At 73.0% G+C, this 20123-nt stretch carries 18 protein-coding genes and 1 pseudogene; 8 read left to right on the top strand and 11 right to left on the bottom strand.

Annotated features, from left to right (window positions below):
- Positions 1-129: 129 nt before the first annotated feature.
- Both ACIA5D_RS39975 and ACIA5D_RS39980 read left to right on the top strand, forming a co-directional pair.
- Positions 130-3279 carry a cyclic nucleotide-binding protein gene (locus ACIA5D_RS39975; protein WP_396035729.1) on the top strand — a complete coding sequence of 1050 codons (3150 nt, stop codon included), beginning with the start codon at positions 130-132 and terminating at the stop codon, positions 3277-3279.
- A gap of 275 nt (positions 3280-3554) precedes the next feature.
- A complete protein-coding gene (locus ACIA5D_RS39980; RefSeq protein WP_396035730.1) occupies positions 3555-4397 on the top strand; it encodes a hypothetical protein in 843 nt (280 codons plus the stop codon).
- Positions 4398-4406: 9 nt separating this feature from the next.
- On the opposite strand, the gene ACIA5D_RS39985 is transcribed toward ACIA5D_RS39980, so the two are convergent.
- Positions 4407-5900, bottom strand: a complete 1494-nt coding sequence (locus ACIA5D_RS39985; protein WP_396035731.1) for an MFS transporter — start codon at positions 5898-5900, stop codon at positions 4407-4409.
- On the bottom strand, positions 5897-6601 hold the full coding sequence (locus tag ACIA5D_RS39990; protein WP_396035732.1) for an LppX_LprAFG lipoprotein: 705 nt from the start codon (positions 6599-6601) through the stop codon (positions 5897-5899). The genes ACIA5D_RS39985 and ACIA5D_RS39990 overlap by 4 nt, the downstream gene beginning before the upstream one ends.
- 130 nt (positions 6602-6731) lie before the next feature.
- Between ACIA5D_RS39990 and ACIA5D_RS39995 the strand changes: the two genes are divergently transcribed.
- From ACIA5D_RS39995 to ACIA5D_RS40005, 3 genes are all read left to right on the top strand, one after another.
- The gene (locus ACIA5D_RS39995; protein ID WP_396035733.1) at positions 6732-7088 is read left to right on the top strand and encodes a VOC family protein; all 357 of its coding nucleotides are present in this window, start codon (positions 6732-6734) and stop codon (positions 7086-7088) included.
- Positions 7089-7167: 79 nt separating this feature from the next.
- Positions 7168-7443 (top strand): hypothetical protein, encoded by a 276-nt coding sequence (locus ACIA5D_RS40000; protein ID WP_396035734.1) that lies wholly within the window; start codon positions 7168-7170, stop codon positions 7441-7443.
- Positions 7444-7545: 102 nt separating this feature from the next.
- The gene (locus ACIA5D_RS40005) at positions 7546-7986 is read left to right on the top strand and encodes a DUF2569 family protein (RefSeq protein ID WP_396035735.1); all 441 of its coding nucleotides are present in this window, start codon (positions 7546-7548) and stop codon (positions 7984-7986) included.
- Between the two features lie 96 nt (positions 7987-8082).
- Here ACIA5D_RS40005 and ACIA5D_RS40010 read toward each other — a convergent pair.
- Positions 8083-8394, bottom strand: a pseudogene (locus ACIA5D_RS40010) (MerR family transcriptional regulator); the annotation flags it as partial.
- Positions 8395-8427: 33 nt separating this feature from the next.
- On the opposite strand from ACIA5D_RS40010, the gene ACIA5D_RS40015 reads away from it, so the two are divergent.
- On the top strand, positions 8428-8724 hold the full coding sequence (locus ACIA5D_RS40015) for an erythromycin esterase family protein (RefSeq protein ID WP_396035736.1): 297 nt from the start codon (positions 8428-8430) through the stop codon (positions 8722-8724).
- Here the strand turns inward: ACIA5D_RS40015 and ACIA5D_RS40020 are convergent.
- From ACIA5D_RS40020 to ACIA5D_RS40040, 5 genes are all read right to left on the bottom strand, one after another.
- A complete protein-coding gene (locus ACIA5D_RS40020) occupies positions 8697-10925 on the bottom strand; it encodes a DUF4132 domain-containing protein (protein ID WP_396035738.1) in 2229 nt (742 codons plus the stop codon). The two genes, ACIA5D_RS40015 and ACIA5D_RS40020, sit on opposite strands and share 28 nt — an antisense overlap.
- Before the next feature lie 62 nt (positions 10926-10987).
- The gene (locus ACIA5D_RS40025; RefSeq protein WP_396035739.1) at positions 10988-12178 is read right to left on the bottom strand and encodes an adenylosuccinate synthetase; all 1191 of its coding nucleotides are present in this window, start codon (positions 12176-12178) and stop codon (positions 10988-10990) included.
- Positions 12175-13131: a hypothetical protein gene (locus ACIA5D_RS40030; protein WP_396035740.1), complete on the bottom strand. Its 957-nt coding sequence runs from the start codon at positions 13129-13131 to the stop codon at positions 12175-12177. The genes ACIA5D_RS40025 and ACIA5D_RS40030 overlap by 4 nt, the downstream gene beginning before the upstream one ends.
- Before the next feature lie 9 nt (positions 13132-13140).
- Positions 13141-14025, bottom strand: coding sequence for a molecular chaperone DnaJ (locus ACIA5D_RS40035; RefSeq protein ID WP_396035741.1), 885 nt, complete (start codon positions 14023-14025; stop codon positions 13141-13143).
- The gene (locus ACIA5D_RS40040; RefSeq protein ID WP_396035742.1) at positions 14022-14774 is read right to left on the bottom strand and encodes an NUDIX domain-containing protein; all 753 of its coding nucleotides are present in this window, start codon (positions 14772-14774) and stop codon (positions 14022-14024) included. Before ACIA5D_RS40040 ends, ACIA5D_RS40035 begins: the two co-directional genes overlap by 4 nt.
- A gap of 169 nt (positions 14775-14943) precedes the next feature.
- Between ACIA5D_RS40040 and ACIA5D_RS40045 the strand changes: the two genes are divergently transcribed.
- Positions 14944-16458, top strand: a complete 1515-nt coding sequence (locus ACIA5D_RS40045) for a carboxylesterase/lipase family protein (RefSeq protein ID WP_396035743.1) — start codon at positions 14944-14946, stop codon at positions 16456-16458.
- A 103-nt stretch (positions 16459-16561) separates the two neighbouring features.
- The gene (locus ACIA5D_RS40050) at positions 16562-17419 is read left to right on the top strand and encodes a helix-turn-helix transcriptional regulator (RefSeq protein WP_396035744.1); all 858 of its coding nucleotides are present in this window, start codon (positions 16562-16564) and stop codon (positions 17417-17419) included.
- Here the strand turns inward: ACIA5D_RS40050 and ACIA5D_RS40055 are convergent.
- Genes ACIA5D_RS40055 through ACIA5D_RS40065 form a run of 3 tightly spaced genes read right to left on the bottom strand, consistent with a single transcriptional unit; the run spans position 17416 to position 20122 of the window.
- Positions 17416-18435: a hypothetical protein gene (locus ACIA5D_RS40055; protein WP_396035745.1), complete on the bottom strand. Its 1020-nt coding sequence runs from the start codon at positions 18433-18435 to the stop codon at positions 17416-17418. The genes ACIA5D_RS40050 and ACIA5D_RS40055 overlap by 4 nt on opposite strands.
- Positions 18432-19010 carry an RNA polymerase sigma factor gene (locus ACIA5D_RS40060; RefSeq protein ID WP_396035746.1) on the bottom strand — a complete coding sequence of 193 codons (579 nt, stop codon included), beginning with the start codon at positions 19008-19010 and terminating at the stop codon, positions 18432-18434. Before ACIA5D_RS40060 ends, ACIA5D_RS40055 begins: the two co-directional genes overlap by 4 nt.
- A 2-nt stretch (positions 19011-19012) precedes the next feature.
- On the bottom strand, positions 19013-20122 hold the full coding sequence (locus ACIA5D_RS40065) for an MFS transporter (protein WP_396035747.1): 1110 nt from the start codon (positions 20120-20122) through the stop codon (positions 19013-19015).
- Between the last annotated feature and the right edge of the window lies 1 nt (position 20123).

Genomic DNA, 20123 nt, shown 5'->3' on the forward strand with positions numbered 1-20123 from the left:
CGCCGCCGGTTCCGCGCCTTTGCGCCCGCTTTACGGCGTTGGATTCCCTCATCCTTCCCCGATGTTGGCCTTTGAGCGGGCCAAACGCCTACTCTCCATTCGCCGACGGCGAGTGGAAGGCCGACCTGAGTGTCCTTTGTCGAGACCCGGATCAGTGTTTGGGAGGCCCTGGCCGGGCGCGCGCCCGGTGAGCCCGCCGGACCCGCGGACCCCGGCCTGTGGGGCGCGGTCGTCGACCGGCTCAACCCGGCCCGGGCCCGGCCGGTGCTGCGCGCGGGCATCGAGACGGTGGAGCTGACGAGCGTACGCGGCTCCGGGTACGTGATGCTGCGCTCGCCCGACGACGGCGGTCGCGCCGGTTATCTGCGGCTCACCCCGCCGGAGTGGCAGCTCGCCCTGATGATGGACGGCACGCGCACGGTGGCCCGGCTGGTCGCCGAGTTCGCCCGCCTGGCCGGTCGCCTCGCTCCCGATCAGGTCCGCCGGATCGTGGCCGACCTGGCCGGCAACCGGATGCTCGACGAGCTGCCGGTGGACGCGTTCCGGCCATTGCAGCAGCTCCAGCGCAACGCGCTGCCCGAGCGGGTCGGCAGCGGGCTGCTCGCGGTCGTCCGCGGACGCCGGATGATGGTCGTCGACATCGACGGCTTCGTCTCGGGCCTGTACCGGACCGTCGGCCGGTTCTTCTTCACCAAAGCCGTCGCGACGGTGCTGTCGACCGTCGCGGTGCTCGGGCTCGGCATCTTCGTGGCCACCTGGTGGCGGGGCAGCCAGGCGGTCTTCGTCACCCACGGCTCGTATCTGCTCGGCGCGGTCGTGCTGCTGCTGCTCAACGTGTTCGCGCTGGCCTGCCACGAGCTCGGGCACGCGCTGGCCGCCAAGCATGCCGGCCGCGAGGTGCCCACCGCCGGCCTGCTGGTCTTCTTCGGAATCCCGTCGGTCTTCGTGGACACGACCGACGTCTGGATGGCCGGCCGGCGGGCCCGGCTCCTGGTCACCGCCGCCGGCCCGCTGACCGGCCTGGTGCTGGCCGGCTCGATGCAGGTGGCCGGCCTGGCGATCCCGGCGATCGGCCCGCTGGCCTTCAAGCTCGCCTTCGCCTGGTATCTGAACGCGCTGTTCAACCTGAACCCGTTCCTCGCGCTGGACGGCTACTACCTTCTGATGGACTGGCTGGAGATCCCGAACCTGCGAGCCCGCGGAATCTCCTGGGTGACCAGCCGGCTGCGCGGCCGGCCGCCGGCCTGGGCCGGCCTCGACATCGAAGGCAGAATCGTTGCCTTGTACGGGGTGCTCGCGGTGCTCTGGCTCGCCATCGCCGCGAATCTCGTGTATCGGGTCTGGGCCGATCGCGTCTCCGGACTGGTCACCGGCCTGTGGCACAACGGCGCCGGTGGTCAGGCGCTGCTCGTGCTCATCCTGATGGGGCTCTGCGCACCCGTCATCTATCTGCTCGCCGGCCGGCTGTCGGTGTGGTGGCGGCGCTACCGCGAGCGTTCCGCCGAACGCGCTCGCGAGGCCGATGCCCCGCGCCGGCTGGCCGCGTTGCGCGCCTCCGACCTCGGTGGTCTGCCGGAGCCGGCCCTGGCCGGCCTCGCCGCCCGGGCCCACTGGCTGCGCCCGCCGAGCGGCCGGCAGCTGGTCGTCGCCGGTGGCGTCCAGCAGGAGGTGTACGTCGTCGTCGACGGCGCCATGCAGGCCCGCCGGGCCGCCGATCCCGGCGGCACCATCCGGCACCACGTCGGCCCCGGCGGCGTCGTCGGCCTGGCGAACGCGCTGACCGGCCGCTCCACCCAGCTGAACTGGCACACCGCCGGCACCACGCTGCTGGCCGTGCCGACGGCTACCGTGGCGACGGTCGTCGGCCCGCTGGCCGGGCCGCCGCCGAAGGACCGCGCGGAGGCCGAGGCGCTGTTCGCCGACACCCCCGCGCTGGCCGACCTGGCCCACGACGCGCGGCTGGCGCTGATCGTCGCGGCGCACCCCGTCGACCTCCGGGCGGGCGAGTCGGTCATCCTGCCCGGGCCGACCCACGCGGTCGTCGTCGAGTCGGGGGTGATCGCCACGCCCGACGGCGTCGAGCTGCGCCGCGGCACCCTGGTCGGCCCGGTCGGCGACGGCGACCCCGGCACGGTGGCCCAGACGCGTACGCCGGTCCGGCTCTGGGTGATCCCCGACGCCTCCGACCTGCCGCCGCTGGTCGGCGCCGCGAGCTACATCGCCGGCCCGGCACTGCCCGCCGGTCGGGCGGCCGTGGCCTCCGGCGTGCACGGCGCCGGCATCTACCCGCCGCTCGCCGTGCCGCCCGGCCCGCCCGACGGCACCGAAGACCCCGAGGTGGACCGCCGGTTCGAGCGCCGCATGTGGTGGCTCGTCCTGCTCCTGCTCCTGCTCGCGCTGCTGCTCACCGTCGCCACCTTCGCGCCCGGCCCGGCCTGGGCCGAGATGCCCGCCGACCGGGTGCTGCTCGCGGCCGACCAGGGCCCGATCACCGTGGTGGGCGCCGGCGCCACGACCAGGCTCGCCGAGGGCGGCCGGCGCTACGTCGGCGACGGCTCGTGGATCGAGGTACCGGCCGGGTCCACCGGACGGCTCACCTTCTCGGGCGGATCCGTGGCCGTGCTCTGCGCCGGTTCCCGGACGAACGTGGGCCGGCTCTGGACCGACACGGGCCGGGTGCACGCGACGCACGGCACCGTCGGCGTCGACGCCGGCCGGCTGCTGGTCGACACCGCCAGCACCAGCGGCGCGTTCCGGCCGCTGTCGCTGGTCGTGCGGCGCCCGAGCGGTGACGTCAAGAACACGGGCAAGGCCTGGTACGCCGTCGAGCCGAGCGCCGTCACCGTGTCGACCGGATCGGCCGTCGTGGCCGGCGTGCCCGTCGCCGCCACGTCCGGCGATCTGACCTGTGGCGACGGTGTCGTCGTCACGCCGCCGGCGGCCGGCCCGAGCGGGTCGCCCTCGCCGGACGCGCCGACCCAGGTCACCCCGTCCGCGAGTGTCCCATCCACAACGGTGAGCGTTCCGGCTACGACCCCTCAGCCGCGCCGGGCCACGCAGCCGAACCCCGGGACCACCACCAACCCGCCGGCGACCACCACGCCGCCGCCGGCGACGACCACCACCCGGCCGCCGGCCACCACACCGACGCCTACGACCAGCCCACCCACCACCACGCCGACCACGGCGCCGACCACGCAGCCGACTACTCGGCCGACCTCGTCATCGACCTCGCCATCCACCTCGCCGTCGGTCTCGACGCCGCCGATCATCACCTGATATTCGAGGAGAAACGTGCTCTGCTGGTTCTGCGCCAAGGCGGCGCGGGCTTTGTGCCGCTTCTGCGGACGCGGGGTCTGCGAAGATCACGCGCGCTTCGGCCCGTACTTGCTACAGGTCACCCGGTCGCAGGCGCGCGGCCGGGCGGAGGCGCTGGTGGTGGAGGACGCCGTGCAGTGCGGCACCTGCCGGCCGCGGCCCCAGCCGGTGGCAATGCCAGAACTCGACTGACGGCCTGATACCCGGACTCGACGCGGGCTTCTAGCCTGGCCGGTATGAGCGACTTCGACGCCGTGCTGGAACGCCTGCTCAACGAGCCGTCGTTCGCGGCTGCGCTGGCGGCCGATCCCGACGCGACGTTGTCCGGCTACCGGCTGGACGCCGACGAGGCCGAGCTTCTGCGCAGCCAGGCATCGCCCGACTCCGGCGGCGGGCTGGCCGCGGTCGAGACGCGCACCAACAAGTCGAGCACCTTCGGGTTGTTCTCGGCGTTCGCCGACATCGGCCACACGCTGTCGACCGGCGCGTCAACGCAGCACGTTGCGGGCGCGGTCGGCGCGCCCGCGGCCGCGCAAGGGCTCGGTGACGCGCCGGGCGCCTGGGGCAGCGGTGGCGGCTCGGCGCACGAGCAGTGGCAGCCGTCCGAGCACAGCGGGTTCGGCTCGGCGCCCGTTCGCGACGGCGGCGCCGATCAGGACGGGTTGCCGCCCGCCTCCAGCGGGTTCGGCGACGCACCCGAGAACGGGCTCGGCGACGGCGACGCGCCCGACAGTGGGTTCGGCGACGCGCCCAGGAGCGGATACGGGGAGCCCGGGCGGTTCCGTGGCACGGCCGAGCAGATCGCGCCGCCGAAGGGCTACCACCCGCGGATCGACGCCAACGGCGACGGTCATTGGGACAAGGCGACCTTCACCGGCACGAGGGGACACGGCGTCGAGATCCGCGTCGACGTGAACCATGACGGCCACGCCGATTTCGTCGGGCACGACACCGACAGCGACGGGCTCGTCGACTACGCCGACTACGACAAGGACGACAACGGCACGTTCGAGAAGCGGATGTACGACGACAACGGCGACGGCTGGCTCGACCGCACGGTGCGGCACAGGAACGGATGACCCGCGTGGTCAGTGCCCGTCGTGCGCGAGCCGGGTCCGATCGCTGAGCAGCAGAGCGAGCACGGCGCCGAGCAGGCACACCGCGGCGGTGGCATGGAAGATCTCGCGGTACTCCGTCTGGAGGGCGGCCTTCACCGCCAACTCGTACGCGTCCAGCCGCTGCCGGTAGACGGCCGGGTCGACGCCGAACGGCAGCGGCGTGTCCAGCCGGGCGGTCAGCTCCTGGAACCGGTGCAGCCCCCAGGCGGTCAACGCGGCCACGCCGAGGAGCATGCCGACCATGCGGGCCACGACCACGCCGGCCGAGGCGACCCCGTGCTGCGCCGGCGGAGTGCCGCGCAGCGCGGCCCCGGCCAGTGGGGCGATCACCAGGCCCAGACCGAGACCGGCCACCACCAGGTCGGCGTCGAGGCGCGGCAGCACGCCGGCGTAGCGCGTGGCCAGCACGTCGAGGGGCCAGCGGGCGATCAGCACGTACCCGGCCGCGGCGATCAGCATGCCGCCGACCGTGACCCAGCGGTCGCCCAGGCGGGCGGCGAGCACGCCGCCGGCGACCGCGCCCACCGGCAGCGCGATCAGGAAGCGGGAGAGCAGCAGGGTGCCGCCGAACGCGTCCCGGCCGAGCAGCGTCTGGGCCACCAGCTGCACGTCGACCAGCGTCACCATGAGCGCGGCCCCGGCGCAGAAGCTGACGGCCAGCGCGACCAGGAAGACCCGGCCCGGCCGGTCCATGAGGCGGGTGCGGGCCCGCCGTTCCCACACCCCGAACAGAACGAGCAGCACGGCCGCCGCGCCCAGCGTGACCAGGCCCCACGACGGCAGGACCGCATGCTGCGGGTCGGGGTTGTAGAGGCCTGCCACCAGCAGCCCCAGGCCGGCGGTCAGCAGCGCGCCCCCGACGACGTCGACCCGTGGCCGGGGCCGCTGCGGCGCCGACCGGGGCAGCGCGACCAGGACCGCGACCGCCGCCAGCGCGGACAGCGGCACGTTGATCCAGAAGATGCCCCGCCACCCGATCAGGGCGGCGACGGCCGCGCCGTACAGGGGTCCGAGAACGCTGCCCAGCTCTTGCGCGGCGCCCACCGCGCCCAGCGCCGACGCCCGCGTCCGCCCGCTCGCCCACAGATCGCCGGCCAGCGCCATGGTGACCGGCAGCAGCGCGCCCCCAGCCAGGCCCTGCACCGCGCGCCCGGCAACCAGCAGCGACAGCGACTCGCCGGAGGCGGCGGTGAGCGCCGAGCCGACGGCGAAGCCGGCCAGGCAGCCGACGATGACCGGGCGGCGGCCGAGCCGGTCGGAGAGCGAGCCGAGCAGCGGCATGCCGGCCACATAGCCGAGCAGGTACCCGGTCACGATCGGGGTGGCCTGCTCGAGCCGGGTCAGTGGGATGTGGACATCGCGCAGGATGTCGGTGAGGACGCTGACCACGACGTACGCGTCGAGCGCCGCGAGCAGGACGGTGGCGCCCCCGGCGCCGATCGCCAGGCGCCGCCGGGCGGTCACGGGGCCTTGATGTCGACCGGCGCGTCGAACTCCTGGAAGGTCACGGTCACCGTGCCGGTTGCGCCGCCCTCCGCCGGCAGCGTGAAGACGGCCTTGTGCAGCCGCTTGTCCTGTTGGCCGAGCCACACCTTGCCGGGCGTGTCGCCGGTGACCCCGGGGATGATCGTGGCCAGGTCGGCGCCGTTCGCGGTCAGCGCCACCCGCCACGCATCCGTGCCGTCGACTGCCTCGGCGGCCTCGATCTTCGCGTCGGTGGCGGTGCTCAGCACCTTGGCGATTCCCTTGTCGGGGTCGAGGATGGCGGACGGGTCGTAGACGGTGGCGGCGAGGCTGAGCGGCAGCGCCTGGTATCCGCCGGTCGGTCCCTTGATGTAGATCTTGTCGCCGACGATGACGAAGGTCAGGTCGACGTTCGTGCCGGCCTGTTCGATCTGGGCGGTGCCCTCGGCGTCGCCCTCCCGGGTGAGCGTGCCCTCGGCCCGGCGCAGGCTGAGCCCCGAGATCGCGCCGTCCGCGGTGATCAGGAACTTCGCGGTCTTGATCTCGCGCATCGCGGTGGCGGAGTCCTTCAGCAGCGTTCCGGCGTCGGGCATGCCGGCGGCGGACTCGTCCTTCTTGTCGTTCTTGTCGCCGGAGCTGGTGCACGACGTCACCGCGACGAGGGCGGCGAGCAGTACCAGGACGGGCCGGATACGGAACATAACGCGGATGCTAGACGGTTGGCGGCAGCCGCAGGGACGCAGGACCGGACATGGTCCAGCCCACCAGCGATCCGCTCGACCCGGTCGCCGGCGCACATCAGTGCGCCGGCGACATGCCAGGATCGGGCGCATGGCGAACGTGTGGTCCGGTGTGACGATCGACTGCCTCGATCCCGAGCGGGTGGCGCGATTCTGGAGCGCATTGCTGGGTCGCACGCCCGGACCGTCGCAGGAGGGCTGGGTCTATCTCGGCGAACGGGACGACCCGGAGCCGCGACTCGTGTTTCAGCCGGTGTCCGAGCCCGCGACCGGGAAGGTGCGTATCCACCTCGACGTCTCCGTCGACGACATCGACGAAGCCATGGCGGCGGTTGTCGATCTTGGCGGCCGGTCCACTGGTGAACGCCACGAGTACGACGCGGGCGTGGTCGTTGTCATGGCGGATCCGGAGAACCACGAGTTCTGCCTGGTTCAGTACTACGAATGACAGTGGTCGGGGCCGACCGATGAATCCTCGGCAGCAGGGCGGTCTAACCCGGTAGACGCGCACGGAGGAGGAGATTTCGATGACTACCATGTTGACCGCGGCCCGGGCGGAAGCGCTCTTCACCAGCCAGCTGGCTACCGGCAGCGATCCGTCGTACGACGCCGCCGACAAGGCGATCCGGCTCGCCTTGCGCGCCCATGGCGGTGTGCGGGGCTGCGCCGCCGACGTCGCCGCCGAGTACGGCGACCATCCCGATCTTGCAGTTCCCCGGATGCGATGGGCGCTGGAGCTGATCGATCAGCTGTACGCCGCCCGGCGTACGCGTCGCCGTCGGGGCTGGGTGCTGGTCGCTTGATTCCCGGGCCGGCGGCTACTTGGGTCTGGTGGAGTCAGCACCCCAGACGGACGGGTGCTACCACGATGGACGGACCGTCTGACCGGCCGAAGAATGAGTAATGTGAAGGACGAGTCGATCGGCGTTGGATCGCCATGGGAGCGTCCTCCGATCCGCGGCTGGCTCATCGTCTACCTCGTCGTCCTGGCTGGGCTGGCCGCGCACGGCCTGGAGCTGACCGTCGCGTCGCTCATCATCGCCGCCGATCCTTCGCTGGCCGGCCTCACGTCATTCGTATCGGCGCCCGCACTGATCTTCTACGTCATTTCGAACACGCTGCTCATCCTCTACACCGTTCTCTTGTTCGTGCTCATCATCCGGAGAAAACGGTCCGCCATCGCGCACAGCATCATCTTCAATGCCTTGTCGGTGGCATTCCTGCTGGGCTGGCACGTCCTTCACATGAAGTCAACGCTGGGCGTCGCGATCGACGCCGCTCCGAATATCCTGTTGATTGCCTACATCCTCGCTTCTGAGCGAGTCAGGCAAACCCTCCGAAGGTGACACCAGCGCACAGCCTGGTGGCCTCGGCCCGGCCGGCTACTCGCGCTGACGCTGCCCACGCGGGCGGGCCGAGACAGGCGGCCAGAGACAGGCGGGCTAGGAAAGGTAGGCGTCCAGCGCGGCCGCGCCGGCGAGCATGGCGCGGCTGCGGGCCGTGAGGCGGGCATGCCAGTCCTGCAGCGTCGATTCGAGGGGTTCGACGCCCCCGGCCGCGCGGACCTGGGCGATCAGCGGCGCGATCCGCTCCAGCAGGTAGCCGCCCCGCCTGAGCTGATGAACAAGCAGAGCATCGCGTACGTCGGCCGCGCTGTAGACCCGGTAGCCGGTCCGCGGGTCGCGGCGCGGCAGCACCAGGCCGGCGCGTTCCCACTTGCGCAGGGTGGCCGGACGAACGCCGAGCCTGCGCGCCGGCGGGAACGGAGCAGGATTCGGCTCGGCGACGTGCCGCTGGAGTGGTGGAGCGCCGGCGCGATCGTCGACGCCCACCTGGGCGACGGGTACGCCTTCGTGGCCACCGCCCTCGGCACGATCCGTCGGCGCGGCGTCGGCGCCCCACCGCCGGACACGATCGAGGGGCGCCTGTACGCGATGCCGGGTGACCGATTCGTCGTCGACCCGCACACGCTCGGCGAGCCGACGCCCCGCGTGTCCCCCTGGTTCGGCTACTCCCCGCTCGACCCGGCCCACCTGGCGAGCATCGACGCGATCGTCTACGTCAAGGACACGGGCAGCGCGTAGAGCTCGACCAGCAGTTCCGAGAGGGCGGCGGCATCGCAGGCCCCCATCGGGGTACGCCGCGCCACCTGCCAATGGTCCGACCACGTGCCGTCGGCCCAGATCTCGGTGATCCGTTGCGCCTCCGTCGTGTTGTAGGACGTCTCCACGCCCGGATCCAGCTCGACCAGCAACGTCATCCCGCCGGGCAGCTCGTGCGCCAGCTGGGTGTTGGTGCTGCCGGCGAACCCGTGATACCCGTTGCCCTGCCACCGGTCGGACCGCAGCAGGCCCAGAACGCTGTCGGTCGGCACCGGCCCGAATCCCGCCAGGCTGGTCGCGGCACGCTGCGCCGCGGTCAGCACCACGGTGGGCCGGTGCAGCTGCGGGAACGGCTGCAGAACCTCGTAGTCGGCGAAGAGATGCGCCCAGCCGTCGAGATCCGCGCCCAGCTCGATCGGGTGCACGATCCCGAGTTCCGCGTCCCCGCCGACGGTCGCGGCCGTGTCGTGGAGGTCGGCGAAACTTCCGTCCTCCGCGACCCGCAGCGCCCGCACCAGGCGGCCCGCGTCGTACTCGCCCCACAGCAGCCGCCGCGCGACCGGCCCCAGGATCGGATGCGGAAGGAGAACCCCGGCGACGTCGCGGGCCGGGCGGATCCGGCGCTTCAGCATGTCCCGCTCCAGGCGGGCGATCTGCGCCGCCGCGGTTGTTCGCAGCTCCTTCTTGAAGGCCAGGAACTGCTGGTACGCCTCGGGTTTGGTGTCCTTGACGCCCGGCTTCGGCGGTCGCGCCAGCCGCCGCCCGTCCGCGGCCACGACGTACGCGGTGAGGTGATCGTCCGCGGCCACGGTGAACGTGCGCGGGCCGTAGTCCAGCGTCACCCCGGCGCGCAGCCCGTGCGTGATCGCCAGCCGGTCGGCCAGCTGCGTCCGCGAGAGCCCGCGCTGCTCGGCCGCCTGCGTCAGGTAGCCGATGGCGCGGTCGTTCGTCGGCCCGCCCGACATGTTCTCCTCGATCGCCAGGAAGTTTCGCAGCGACACGTCCGTGCCGACCGTGGCCAGCACCGCGAATCCGTCGGTCGCCCGGGCATACCGGCTTTTCGCCGGCCACGACCGGACCAGCGGCGAAAGTTTCTCGATGGTGGTGGCGTCGCCGATGTGCGCCTGCGCGAGCACCACCCACGCCTCCGCGGCCGGCATCCCGTCGGCCAGCCACTCGTCCAGCAGCGCCCGTCCGAACCGCGCGAGGCTCGGCCAGTCGCACTCCGCGATCAGCTTCTCCGCCTCGGGATCGGGCGCGGCGACCATCGGTTGCGCGGCCGCCGACGACTCGACGGCCGCCGGTTCCGCGGGATCTCCGGGCGCCGGTTCCGGCGCGTCGTCGAGGCGCGTCCGCCCCAGGGCGCCGACCAGCCGCGCGACCTCGTCGGCGGGCATGGCCCCACCCGCGGCCAGCAGGACCTCGGGCAGCCGCTCGGGGCGCGCCCAGGCAGGTGCTTTCGCCTTCCGCGCGACTCGCGCATCGTCCAGCGACATGGGAGACGTGGCGCCGGTCAGCCCCCGGGCGGAAGTCCCGAACAGCGCGGCGCAGGCCTCGGCCCCGTACCCCTCGGCGGCCCGGAGAACGGCCGGCTCGTGACCGGTCGCGGCCAGGTGGCGAAGCGCGTCCGCGGCGTTCTGCCGCGCCTTGCCCGCCCGGCCCACCGCCGCCGGGATCAGCGCACGAGCCGCCGCCGAAGCGTGCCGCGACAGCCACAGCCGCGCCCACAGCCGGGCGGACCCGAGGTGCCGCAGCCATCCCGCGATCAGCGTGGCCGCCTCGGGCCCGCGGAACGGCAGCACCAGCGAGCCCAGCAGGTCGGCGCTCTCCCCCGCCTCGCTGAGCACCAGCGGCAACGCGTCGAGCTCGAGCCGCGCGGCCGCGACCCGGCCCACATCGATCCGCTGCCGGTGCCGCAGCAACGCCGGCGTCGCGAGCAGCGCCCGCGCCGACGCCTCCGGCCCCTTCGCGACCAGCCACGACACCTGCGGCGCGCTCAGGTTGGAGAGCCGGTCCGCGCCGGTCGCCGCCGTGACCCAGTCGGGTTGCTCGCGCCCGTGGTCGAGCGCCGCGGCCCGCGACCACCACCGATCCCGCTCCCCGTCCTCCCACGCCATGACGGTCGGATCCGCGCAGACCAGTCCCTCGACCACGACCGGCTTGCGACCCTGACCCGCCGCCATCGCCCCACCTCCACGCTCGCTCCTGGATCGGTCCAGAGACGGTAGCGGAGCGACCCGAGCGCTCACCCGGGGCCCAAGTGCAGCTTCTTGTCGGCGGCGGTCGGCCCGAACGATTCCAGCGCCACCGGGGCGTCGAGCAGGTCCCCGATCGCGGCCGTCCAGTCGTCCGGCCGCACCAGCGCGCCCGGCCGGGCCCGGAAGAGCCGTTCGGTCAGCGCCGCCTGGTGGCCGAGGTCGCGAAACTCGCCGGGGACGATCCGCGTCCACGGAGCGCCGTCGAGCGTGTACGACGTACAGATGCGCAGGTCGGGACGGCGCGGCGGGACGTCGAGGTGGGTGACGGCCAGCCCGTCGACGCCGCCGGCCACCTCGATCGCGTAGCGGTGCGCCACCGCGTCGAAGTGCCCGACCCGGAACGCGCCCTGCCACTCGCCCACCCCGTTGTGCGGCTCGGGCAGGTCCAGCGCCGGATCCTCGGTGACGAACGGACCCGCGCCGTGCCGGGTCGTGTACGTGCGCACGACGCCGAGCCGCATCAGCGAGGGGCACAGCGCGAGGGCGTTGTCGAACGTCGTGGTCGACCAGGTCGTGTGCGGATGCCAGCCCCGCCACTCGTCGAGCAGCACACCCTGGGCGCCCTCGAAGACGCACGGCCCCTCGCGCAGCAGCCGCCCGGTGTGCGACTCGCCGACGATCCGCACCGTCCGTCCAAAGGCGACGAGCGCCGCCACGACATCGTCGGCCACGACACCGGGACCGTAGAAGTCGGCCAGCGCCGCCAGGCGGCGACGCAGACGCGAGGGGGAAAGGGCGTCCGACACGCGAGGCGCATCGGCGTGCGACAACGCGTACGCCATGGTCTCGCCCACGCCCATGCCGCACGAACCGTGACGGTGCGCCAGCTCGCGACGCCGATTGGCGATGCGATGCCACGGAGTGGCGAGCAGGGCGTCCCCCTCCACCGTGAGCAGCTCGTAGGGATTGCCCAGCGCGACCGCCTCGGCGGCCAGCGCCAGCGGGTCGACCACCGTGAACCGGGTCAGGTGGGTGGGCACGCCCCGCAGCGTGCCCGACCCGAACTGCGCGAACGTGTGATGCCGCCCCGACGGCGTGACCACGTTGTGCGCGGCCTGTGCTCCCCCGTTGAAGCGCAGCACCGCCCGCACCGGCGCGCTCGCGCAGAGCGCGTCCACCACCGTCCCCTTGCCGGCGTCGCCGTAGCCGAGGTCGACGACCGCGACGTGCCCGTTCACAGCCGCTCGTTGCCCGAGGCCGCGTCGCTCACCGCCAGCGGCCCGCGCGCCACCGTGCCGCGGTGCAACGGCGCGAGGGCCTTCCCGACCGTGCCGTGGTGTGTCGAGCCGGCGCCCACCAGATCGGCCAGCCCCGCGTCCAGGTCGATGGCGTCCTCGCCGAGACCCACCGTGAGCGCGATCGTCTCGCACACCGCGTCCAGGTCGTCGAGCTCCAGCACGTTCTGTCCCAGCAGCGAACGCCAGCGCGCGAGGATCTCCTTGTCGCCGCCCCAGCCGGCCGCGGTCGGCATCAGGTAGTAGACGTCGAAGCTGCGCCGCAGCTCGGCGAGGATCTGCTCGGTCGCGATCGGTCCGGGGAGCGCGTCGCCGATGTACCGGCCCACGGCGGACGGCGAGACCCGCGGATACGGCATCTCGTCGCCGATGAGGAACAGGTAGCCCCGGCGGCCACGCTTGACGAGCGAGTCGAGCGATGTGTGCCGCGCCATGAAGTACATGGCCAGCTCGTACGACTCCGTCTTCTGCCCGCCGCCGCCACCCTCCAGCACGATCCGGGCGAGGTCCTCGTCCATCCGGTTGTCCGACTCGAACTGTCCGATCTGGAGCGGGACCTGGTCGCAGGTGGCGTCCCCGACCGCGCCGAACAGGATGTGCGGGTCGGTCGCGTACCTCTTGCGGGTGAGCAGCCCGAGCAGCTGCGGCAGTTTCGTCTGCAACACGCGCGGCACCCCGCGCATCGACCCGGTCACGTCGAAGAGCACCGCGATCGGCGTGCTGAGCGGGTGCTCGGCGCTGTCGCGGCTCTCCCGCACGGTCACGCCGCGCGGGTCGAGCGCCGGGTGCGCGCGGCGGGCGCCGCTGTCGCTGTAGTCGAACGCGCTTTTTCCGTGCGCCGCGCGGTAGTTGGCGGCGGCGGTGTAGACGTCGGTGGACCAGAGTCCGCTTCCCATCGTGACCTCCTAGACGGTGAAGGGCCGGAACTTTCTCGGCCCGAGATGCTCGTCGAGCTCGCCCAGCAGGCGCCAGGCGTCCTGCGGCCGCATGCGCGGCGCGTCGTAGCGGCAGCCGTCCGCGAAACGCCGCAGCCGCGGCGGCATGCCGTCGCCGATGAGCCGGGCCATCAGCCCGGTGGCCATGTAGATGTCCGTGGCCGGCGAGGCCGTTTTCTGACGCAAGACCTCGGGCGGGTACGCGTCGCGCCGCGCCCGCACGATCGCCGTGACCCGGCGCCCCGAGTAACACCAGTCCACCAGCGCGACCCCATGGTCGGCCGGATGGATCAGCACGTGTTCCTCGAGGACCGCGCCGTGCACCACGCCGGCCCGATGCGCCCACCCGAGCCCGACCAGCAGCCGCCGCCACATCCAGGCCGCGTCCCGCCAGTCGAGCGGCGGCCGCACCCGGCTCAACGGCACGAACCCGTCGAGCCGTTCGAGGACGTTGACCCGCCGCCGCACCCGGTCCGCGCTTTCGTGCACATAGCTCGCGACCAGCCCCGGCGCGTAGGGCCGGAACTTCGGATCCCCCTTGTCCCGCAGCCGTTTCAGCGCCTCGGCCTCGGCTTCCATGAGATCGTTGTCCGCCGGGCTCCGCGGCACCTTCAGCAGCCCCTTCGCCGTGACGGAGAGGTCGGCGATGTCCCCCGACGCGAACCCACGCGCCTGGTAGAGCCGCGACAGCTTCGCGAAGGCCTTGGTGGCGGTCGCGCTTTCCGCCGCGCTCACGGCATCGGGGTGTACCAGCCGCACCCATTTCCGGTACGCCTCCGTCAGCTCCCGCCCGTCCGCGAGCTCCGCGAAGCTCGACGCCCGGTCGATGCGCTCGGCGGCGTCCGCGAACCTCATCGCACGCCCTCCTCCCGCGTCGGCCGCAACAGCGCCGGATGCAGCAGCCGCGCGTCCCCCGCCCGGTAGAGCTTCGCCCGCGGCCCGCCCCGTTCCCCGCCCCGCGCCGTGGTTTCCCCGGTGCTCTCGACGAACCCCGGCACCGACAGCACCTTGCGGTGAAAGTTGCCGGCGTGCAGTTCCTCGCCCCAGACCGCCGCGTAGATCTGCCGCAGCTCGGAAATCGTGAACTCGTCGCCCGCGAACGCCGTCGCCAGCGGCGTGTACTCCAATTTGGACCGCGCGCGCTCGAGCCCGTCGGCCAGGATCGCGTCGTGGTCGAACGCGAGACCGGCAGCCTCGTCGACCGGCACCCAGGAAGCCGCCGCCGCGTCGCTGCCGGCCCTCGGATCGGGCAGGCTGGGCGCGAAAGCCAGGTACGCGACCGTGAACACCCGCATACGCGGGTCACGCCCCGGATCGCCGTACGACTTGAGCTGCTCGAGATGAACCCGCTCGAGCGCGCCCTGCCCGGGCCGAAGGCCCGTCTCCTCACCGAGCTCGCGCATCGCGGCCTGGTCGAGCGCCTCTTCCCGCACGAAGCCACCCGGCAGCGCCGGGCGCCCGGCGAAGGGTTGCTCGCCGCGCTCGACCAGCAGGACGCAGAGCCGCCCATCGCGAATGGTCAGCGCCACCACATCAACCGTGACGGCGGCCGCCGGATAGGCCCGGGCGTCATACCCGGTCAGAAACTCGGACTCGCTCGGCATGCTTCGTTATCCTCAATTTGAGACTAACTCGAACTGAGAACAACCTAACCCGCACGACGACCGGCCGTCAAGGCCCGGCCCGCCCGTAAATGGCTGGCCGGGTGCCGGCTTCTGGGCGAGGATGCGGCTGTCCCAGCCGTGATCTCGCCAGGCCCGCCGAGGAGACGCCATGCCGGCAACGACCACCAGCTCGCCGCCGGAAGTCCGGGTGAGGCCGGGTGCGCTGCGCGGCCGCTGGGAGTCGGGTGTGGCGGTGTTCCGTGGGATCCCCTACGCCGCGCCGCCGGTCGGCGCGAGCCGGTTCGCCGCGCCGCGGCCGGCCGAGGGCTGGGACGGCGTGCGGCCGGCGGTGTCGTTCGGGCCGCCGGCGCCGCAGGTCGATGCGCTCGGCCGGGGCCCCTCCCAGGGCCCGGCGGGCGACGACTGGCTGACGGTCAACGTCTGGTCCCCCGGCCTCGATCCGGCGGCGAAGCTCCCGGTGATGGTGTGGATCCATGGCGGCGCCTACACGATCGGCATGTCGAGCTCGCCCGAGTACGACGGCGGCCACCTCGCCCGCGACGGCCACGTCGTCCTGGTGACCTTCAACTACCGCCTCGGGGTGGAGGGCTTCGCCCACATCACCGGAGCACCGGCCAACCGGGGCCTGCTCGACCAGGTCGCCGCCCTGGCGTGGGTACGCGACAACATCGCGGCCTTCGGCGGCGACCCGGAACGGGTGACGATCTTCGGCGAATCCGCGGGCGGCGGTTCCGTCGCCGCCCTGCTGGCCATGCCCCGCGCGGCCGGGCTGTTCCGTGCCGCCGTCGCGCAGAGCGTGCCGGGCACGTTCTTCTCCCCCGAGCTCGCCGCCGAGATCGCTGCCGCGTTCGCGGCCCAGGTGGGGCTGCGCCCCACGGTCGCGGAGCTCGCCGGGGTGGATCCGGCCCGGCTGGCCGCCGTGGGTGACGCCGTCACCGCCACGGCGGCGGACCGGGCGGACCGCTGGGGTCCGGCGGCCTACCGGTCGGTCCTGCTCTCGCCGATCGTCGACGGTGACATCCTGCCGGCGACTCCGTGGCAGGCCCTGGCCGGCGGCGCCGCCCGGGAGGTCGCGCTGCTCGCCGGGCACACCCGCGACGAACATCGGCTGTTCGCCGCCTTCGCCGGTCCGGCCACGCCCGGCCAGGCGGCGACCGCCCTCGATCTCCTCGCGCCGGCGCCGGACGGCGCCCAGCGCTACCGCGACGCCTATCCGGACGCCGGGCCCGAGCGGCTCCACGAGCTCGTCCACTCCGACTGGCTGTTCCGCATGCCGACCGTTCACCTCGCCGAGGCGCACACCGCGGGCGGCGGGCGGGCCCATCTCTACGACCTGACCTGGCCCGCCCCGGGCATGGATGGCATTTTCGGCGCGTGCCACGGCCTCGACGTCCCGCTCGTGTTCGGCAACCTCACCAGCGGCCAGCCCGCCCTGCTCCTCGGCGACCAGCCCGGCGATGACGCCGTCGAGCTGTCCGCGCGGATGCGGGCCGCGTGGACCGCCTTCGCCACCCACGGCGACCCGGGCTGGCCGGCCTACACGCCCGACCGGCGTCTCACCCAGATCTTCGACACTCCCGGCGCCGTCACCGCCTACCCGGAGCAGCACTCACATTCGATCTGGCAGAACCACTCTTTCGCGCCCCTGACCCCACGTGAGTGATCAGTCTCCATATTTCCCGAAATGCCGGGCCGGGCCGGCTCGCGGGCTGACCGGTACGGGCAGACCCTCCCAGGGCGATGGCGGCCGACGTAGCGTCGGAGGCATGGACCATCGCAGCGAGGCTCGCGACTTTCTCACCACCCGGCGGGCACGGATCACGCCCGAGCGGGCCGGCCTTCCGGCATACGGCGGGAACCGGCGGGTCGCGGGGCTGCGCCGCGAGGAGGTGGCGATGCTGGCGGGGGTCAGCGTCGACTACTACACGCGGCTGGAGCGCGGAAATCTTTCCGGCGTCTCGGAAAGCGTGCTGGAGGCGCTGGCGCGGGCACTGCAGCTCGACGACGCCGAGCGGGCGCACCTGTTCGATCTGGCGCGGCAGGCCAACCCCGGTCCGGGGGCGGCGCGGCGGCGACGGAAGGCGGCGCCCGCCCGGGTGCGGGCGGGCGTGCAGCGGATCCTCGACGGGATGACGATGGTGCCCGCCTACGTGCGCAACGGGCGGCTCGACGTGCTGGCCGCCAACCACCTCGGGCGGGCGGTCTTCGCGCCGCTTTTCGGGGCACAGACGCCGCCGAACATCGCGCGGTTTCTCTTCCTCGACCCGGCGGCGCCGGACTTCTACGTCGACTGGGAGGAGATGGCGGGAGACACCGTCGCGCTGCTGCGTGGTGAGGCCGGGCGGGACCCGTACGATCGGAATCTCTCGAATTTGATCGGTGAGCTCTCCACCCGCAGCGAAGTTTTCCGGGGTTGGTGGGCGGCACACAACGTGCGCCTGCACCGCACGGGCACGAAACGGCTGTGTCACCCGGTCGTCGGCGAGCTCGTCCTCGCGTACGAGTCGATGGAGCTCACCGCCGACCCGGGCCTGCGGCTGAACGCCTACAGCGCGGAACCGGGGTCCAGCGGCCAGGACGCGTTGAGCCTCCTGGCCAGCTGGACCACGGTGGCGGCCCCTTAGGAGCAGCCGAGCGCCTGCTGGTAGCCGCTCGGCTGCTTGCCGGCGGCGATCCGGTCGGCGTACTCCCAGAACACCTCGGGATAGTCGCCCGCGGCGTTCATGTCGTTGAGCACCTTCCACTGGTGGCTGCTGCTCAGGGCGTCCGCCGCTCGCTTGACGGCGCCCGCGTCGCCGGCCTTGCGGGCCCGCTCCCACTCGGCGATCCAGCCGCAGCCGACCAGGGCGACCACCTGCGCGCCGAACTGGTACGGGTCGTTGGCGCCGAGCGCTTCGATCTTCGACCGGTCGAACTTCGGCGGGATCGGGACGCCGTTCAGCACCTTGGTGGCGGCCTCGCCGGCCCGGCCGGGGGTCACGATCTCGGGCGGCAGCGCCTCGAGCCACGTCTCGACGTCGACCTGGACGACGTGGGTGAGCACCCGGTCGAACTCGGCCCGGTTCCACGTGCCGCCGGTGCGCAGCTCGACGAAGACACCGTCGCGCGGCTTGAGCTGCAGCGCGAAGTCACCGGCGCTGTAGGTGTAGACATCGCCGGACCAGCCCTGGATCTGGCCGGCCTCCGGCTTGCTCACCCCTTTGCGGTCGCGGCGGTAGTCCTGGTACTGGTCGGCGGGGTACCAGTTCATCTCCAGGGTGCGCGGGCCGTTGACGAAGCCGATGGTGCCGTTCTGCTCGGCGAAGCCGTAGACGGTCTTCGCCGTCCAGCCGGGCTCGTCGATGAGCAGCCGCGGGTTCTGCTCGGCTGCCTTCAGCGCGACGGCCGACCAGCGGGTGGAGACGCCGGGCGCCGCCTGGTCACGCGACGGCGCGGATTGATGACGGACGACCACCGAAACGGCGAGCACGGCGACCAGCACGGCCGCCGCGGCGACGGCGGTCACCAATCGGCGCCGCCACGGGTGAATGACACGGTCCTCGGACATGATCTCCTCGAGTAACGTCTGCTCGGCCCCGTCGAGGCGCTCGACGATCGAGGGGTGGTAGGGATCGGCATCGCGAAGCCGGTCGTCGGTCATCGGCCCTCCTCGGGGACGGGTGCGGTCAGGACGTCGAGCACATGTCCGGGCATCACCGGATCGTCACCGACGAGTTGGCGAAGCCGCGCACGGGCGCGCGAGAGACGCGTACGGACGGCGGCCGGGCTCACGTCGAGCACGGCCGCCGCCTCGCGCGGCTCGAGGCCCTCCCAGACGGTGAGCATCAGCACCTCCCGGTCGAGGTCGCCGAGCCTGGCCAGCGCGGCCCGGACGGCGAGCCGCTCGGGAACCTCGGTCGCGGGGTCGGGCGCGACGGCCGAGAGCCGCTGCCGCAGGCGCTGACCCAGCCGCTCCCGGCGTGCGAAGCCCCGATGGTGGTTGGCGAGGACGCGGCGGGCCACCCCGTACAGCCAGAGGCGGGCCTCCCCCTCGGCCGGGAGCTCCCGGCGCCGCCGCCACGCGACCAGGAAAGTCTCGGCGACGACGTCGGACGCGTCGGCGGGCTGCTCGACCCGGCGCAGGGCGTAGGCCAGCAGCGGGCCGAAGGTCGCGGCGTAGACCCGCCGATAGCGTTCCTCGATGTGGGTTTCTTCGTGGTCGGTCCCGGAGCTCACCCTCACCCCATGTCCGGCAGAGCCCTCATCGTGACAGACGAGTTGCGGGCGTTCGTGCGGCCGGTCCGGGCCAGCGGCAGCGTGGGCAGCATGGCCACCGCGGTGAGCAGGAACGCGACCGGGTAGCCGACCGACGGGATCAGCGCGCCGGCACCGAGCGCGCCGGCCGCCATGCCGAGGTCGTAGGCGGCGTTCCAGATGGCGCTGACGGCGCTGTAGGAGGAGCGCGGCACGCGGGCGTACATCATGGTCAGGGTGACGTTCTGCAGGATGCCGAAACCGGCGCCGAAGGCGGCCGCGCCGAGCAGGACGAGCGCGGTCGATCCGGTGGCCGCGAGCGCGGCCATGCCGGCGACCGAGAGGACCATGCCGGGCAGGAGCAGGGTGGACTGGCCGATGCGGTCGCCCACGCGGCCGGCGATCCAGCGGGCCACGGTGGTGACGGCCGGCTGCACGAGAAGGACGACCGGGGCGAGGGCCGGGGCCATGGCGAGCGGGGCGAAGGTGACCAGGACGCCGGCCGCGGAGGCGCAGGCCGCGAAGATCACCGGGAGCCGCCATCCTGGCCTGGCAAAGTTGTCTGATTTGTCGGTCACGGTGGCGTCGGCGAGGAAGGGCAGCGCGGCCAGCGGGGCAAGGGCGGTGACGACGAAGACCGGGGTGTAGCCGTAGCGGTGGGCGGCCCACAGGCCCAGCGGCAGGGCGGCGAGCGAGCCGGCGCCGCTGACCAGACCGACGAGGGCCACGCCCTCTCCGCGACGCCGTGAGGGAACGATCAGGGCGGTCAGCGCGCTTCCGGCAACCGTCGCGATGGCAAAACCCATGCCGCGTACGGCGTTCGCCGCGACCAGAGCCGCAGTGGCGTCGCTGACCAGGAACAGCAGCGACGGCAGGCCGAGCAGGACGAGCCCGGCGGCCAGCGTGCGGCGGTAGCCCAGCCGCGCCACGATCCTCGGGGTGACCAGCTCGAACAGCACGGTGGCGACCAGGAACGCGCCGGTGCTCAGCCCGGCGGCCTGGGCCGAGCCCGCCAGCAGCGGAACCACGGCGAGGGGCAGGTAGAAGCCGATCGAGGCGCCGGCGATCGGGGCAAGGGCGGCTGCGGTCTTCATG

The sequence above is a fragment of the Actinoplanes sp. NPDC051513 genome (assembly GCF_044454685.1).
Taxonomy (GTDB): domain Bacteria; phylum Actinomycetota; class Actinomycetes; order Mycobacteriales; family Micromonosporaceae; genus Actinoplanes.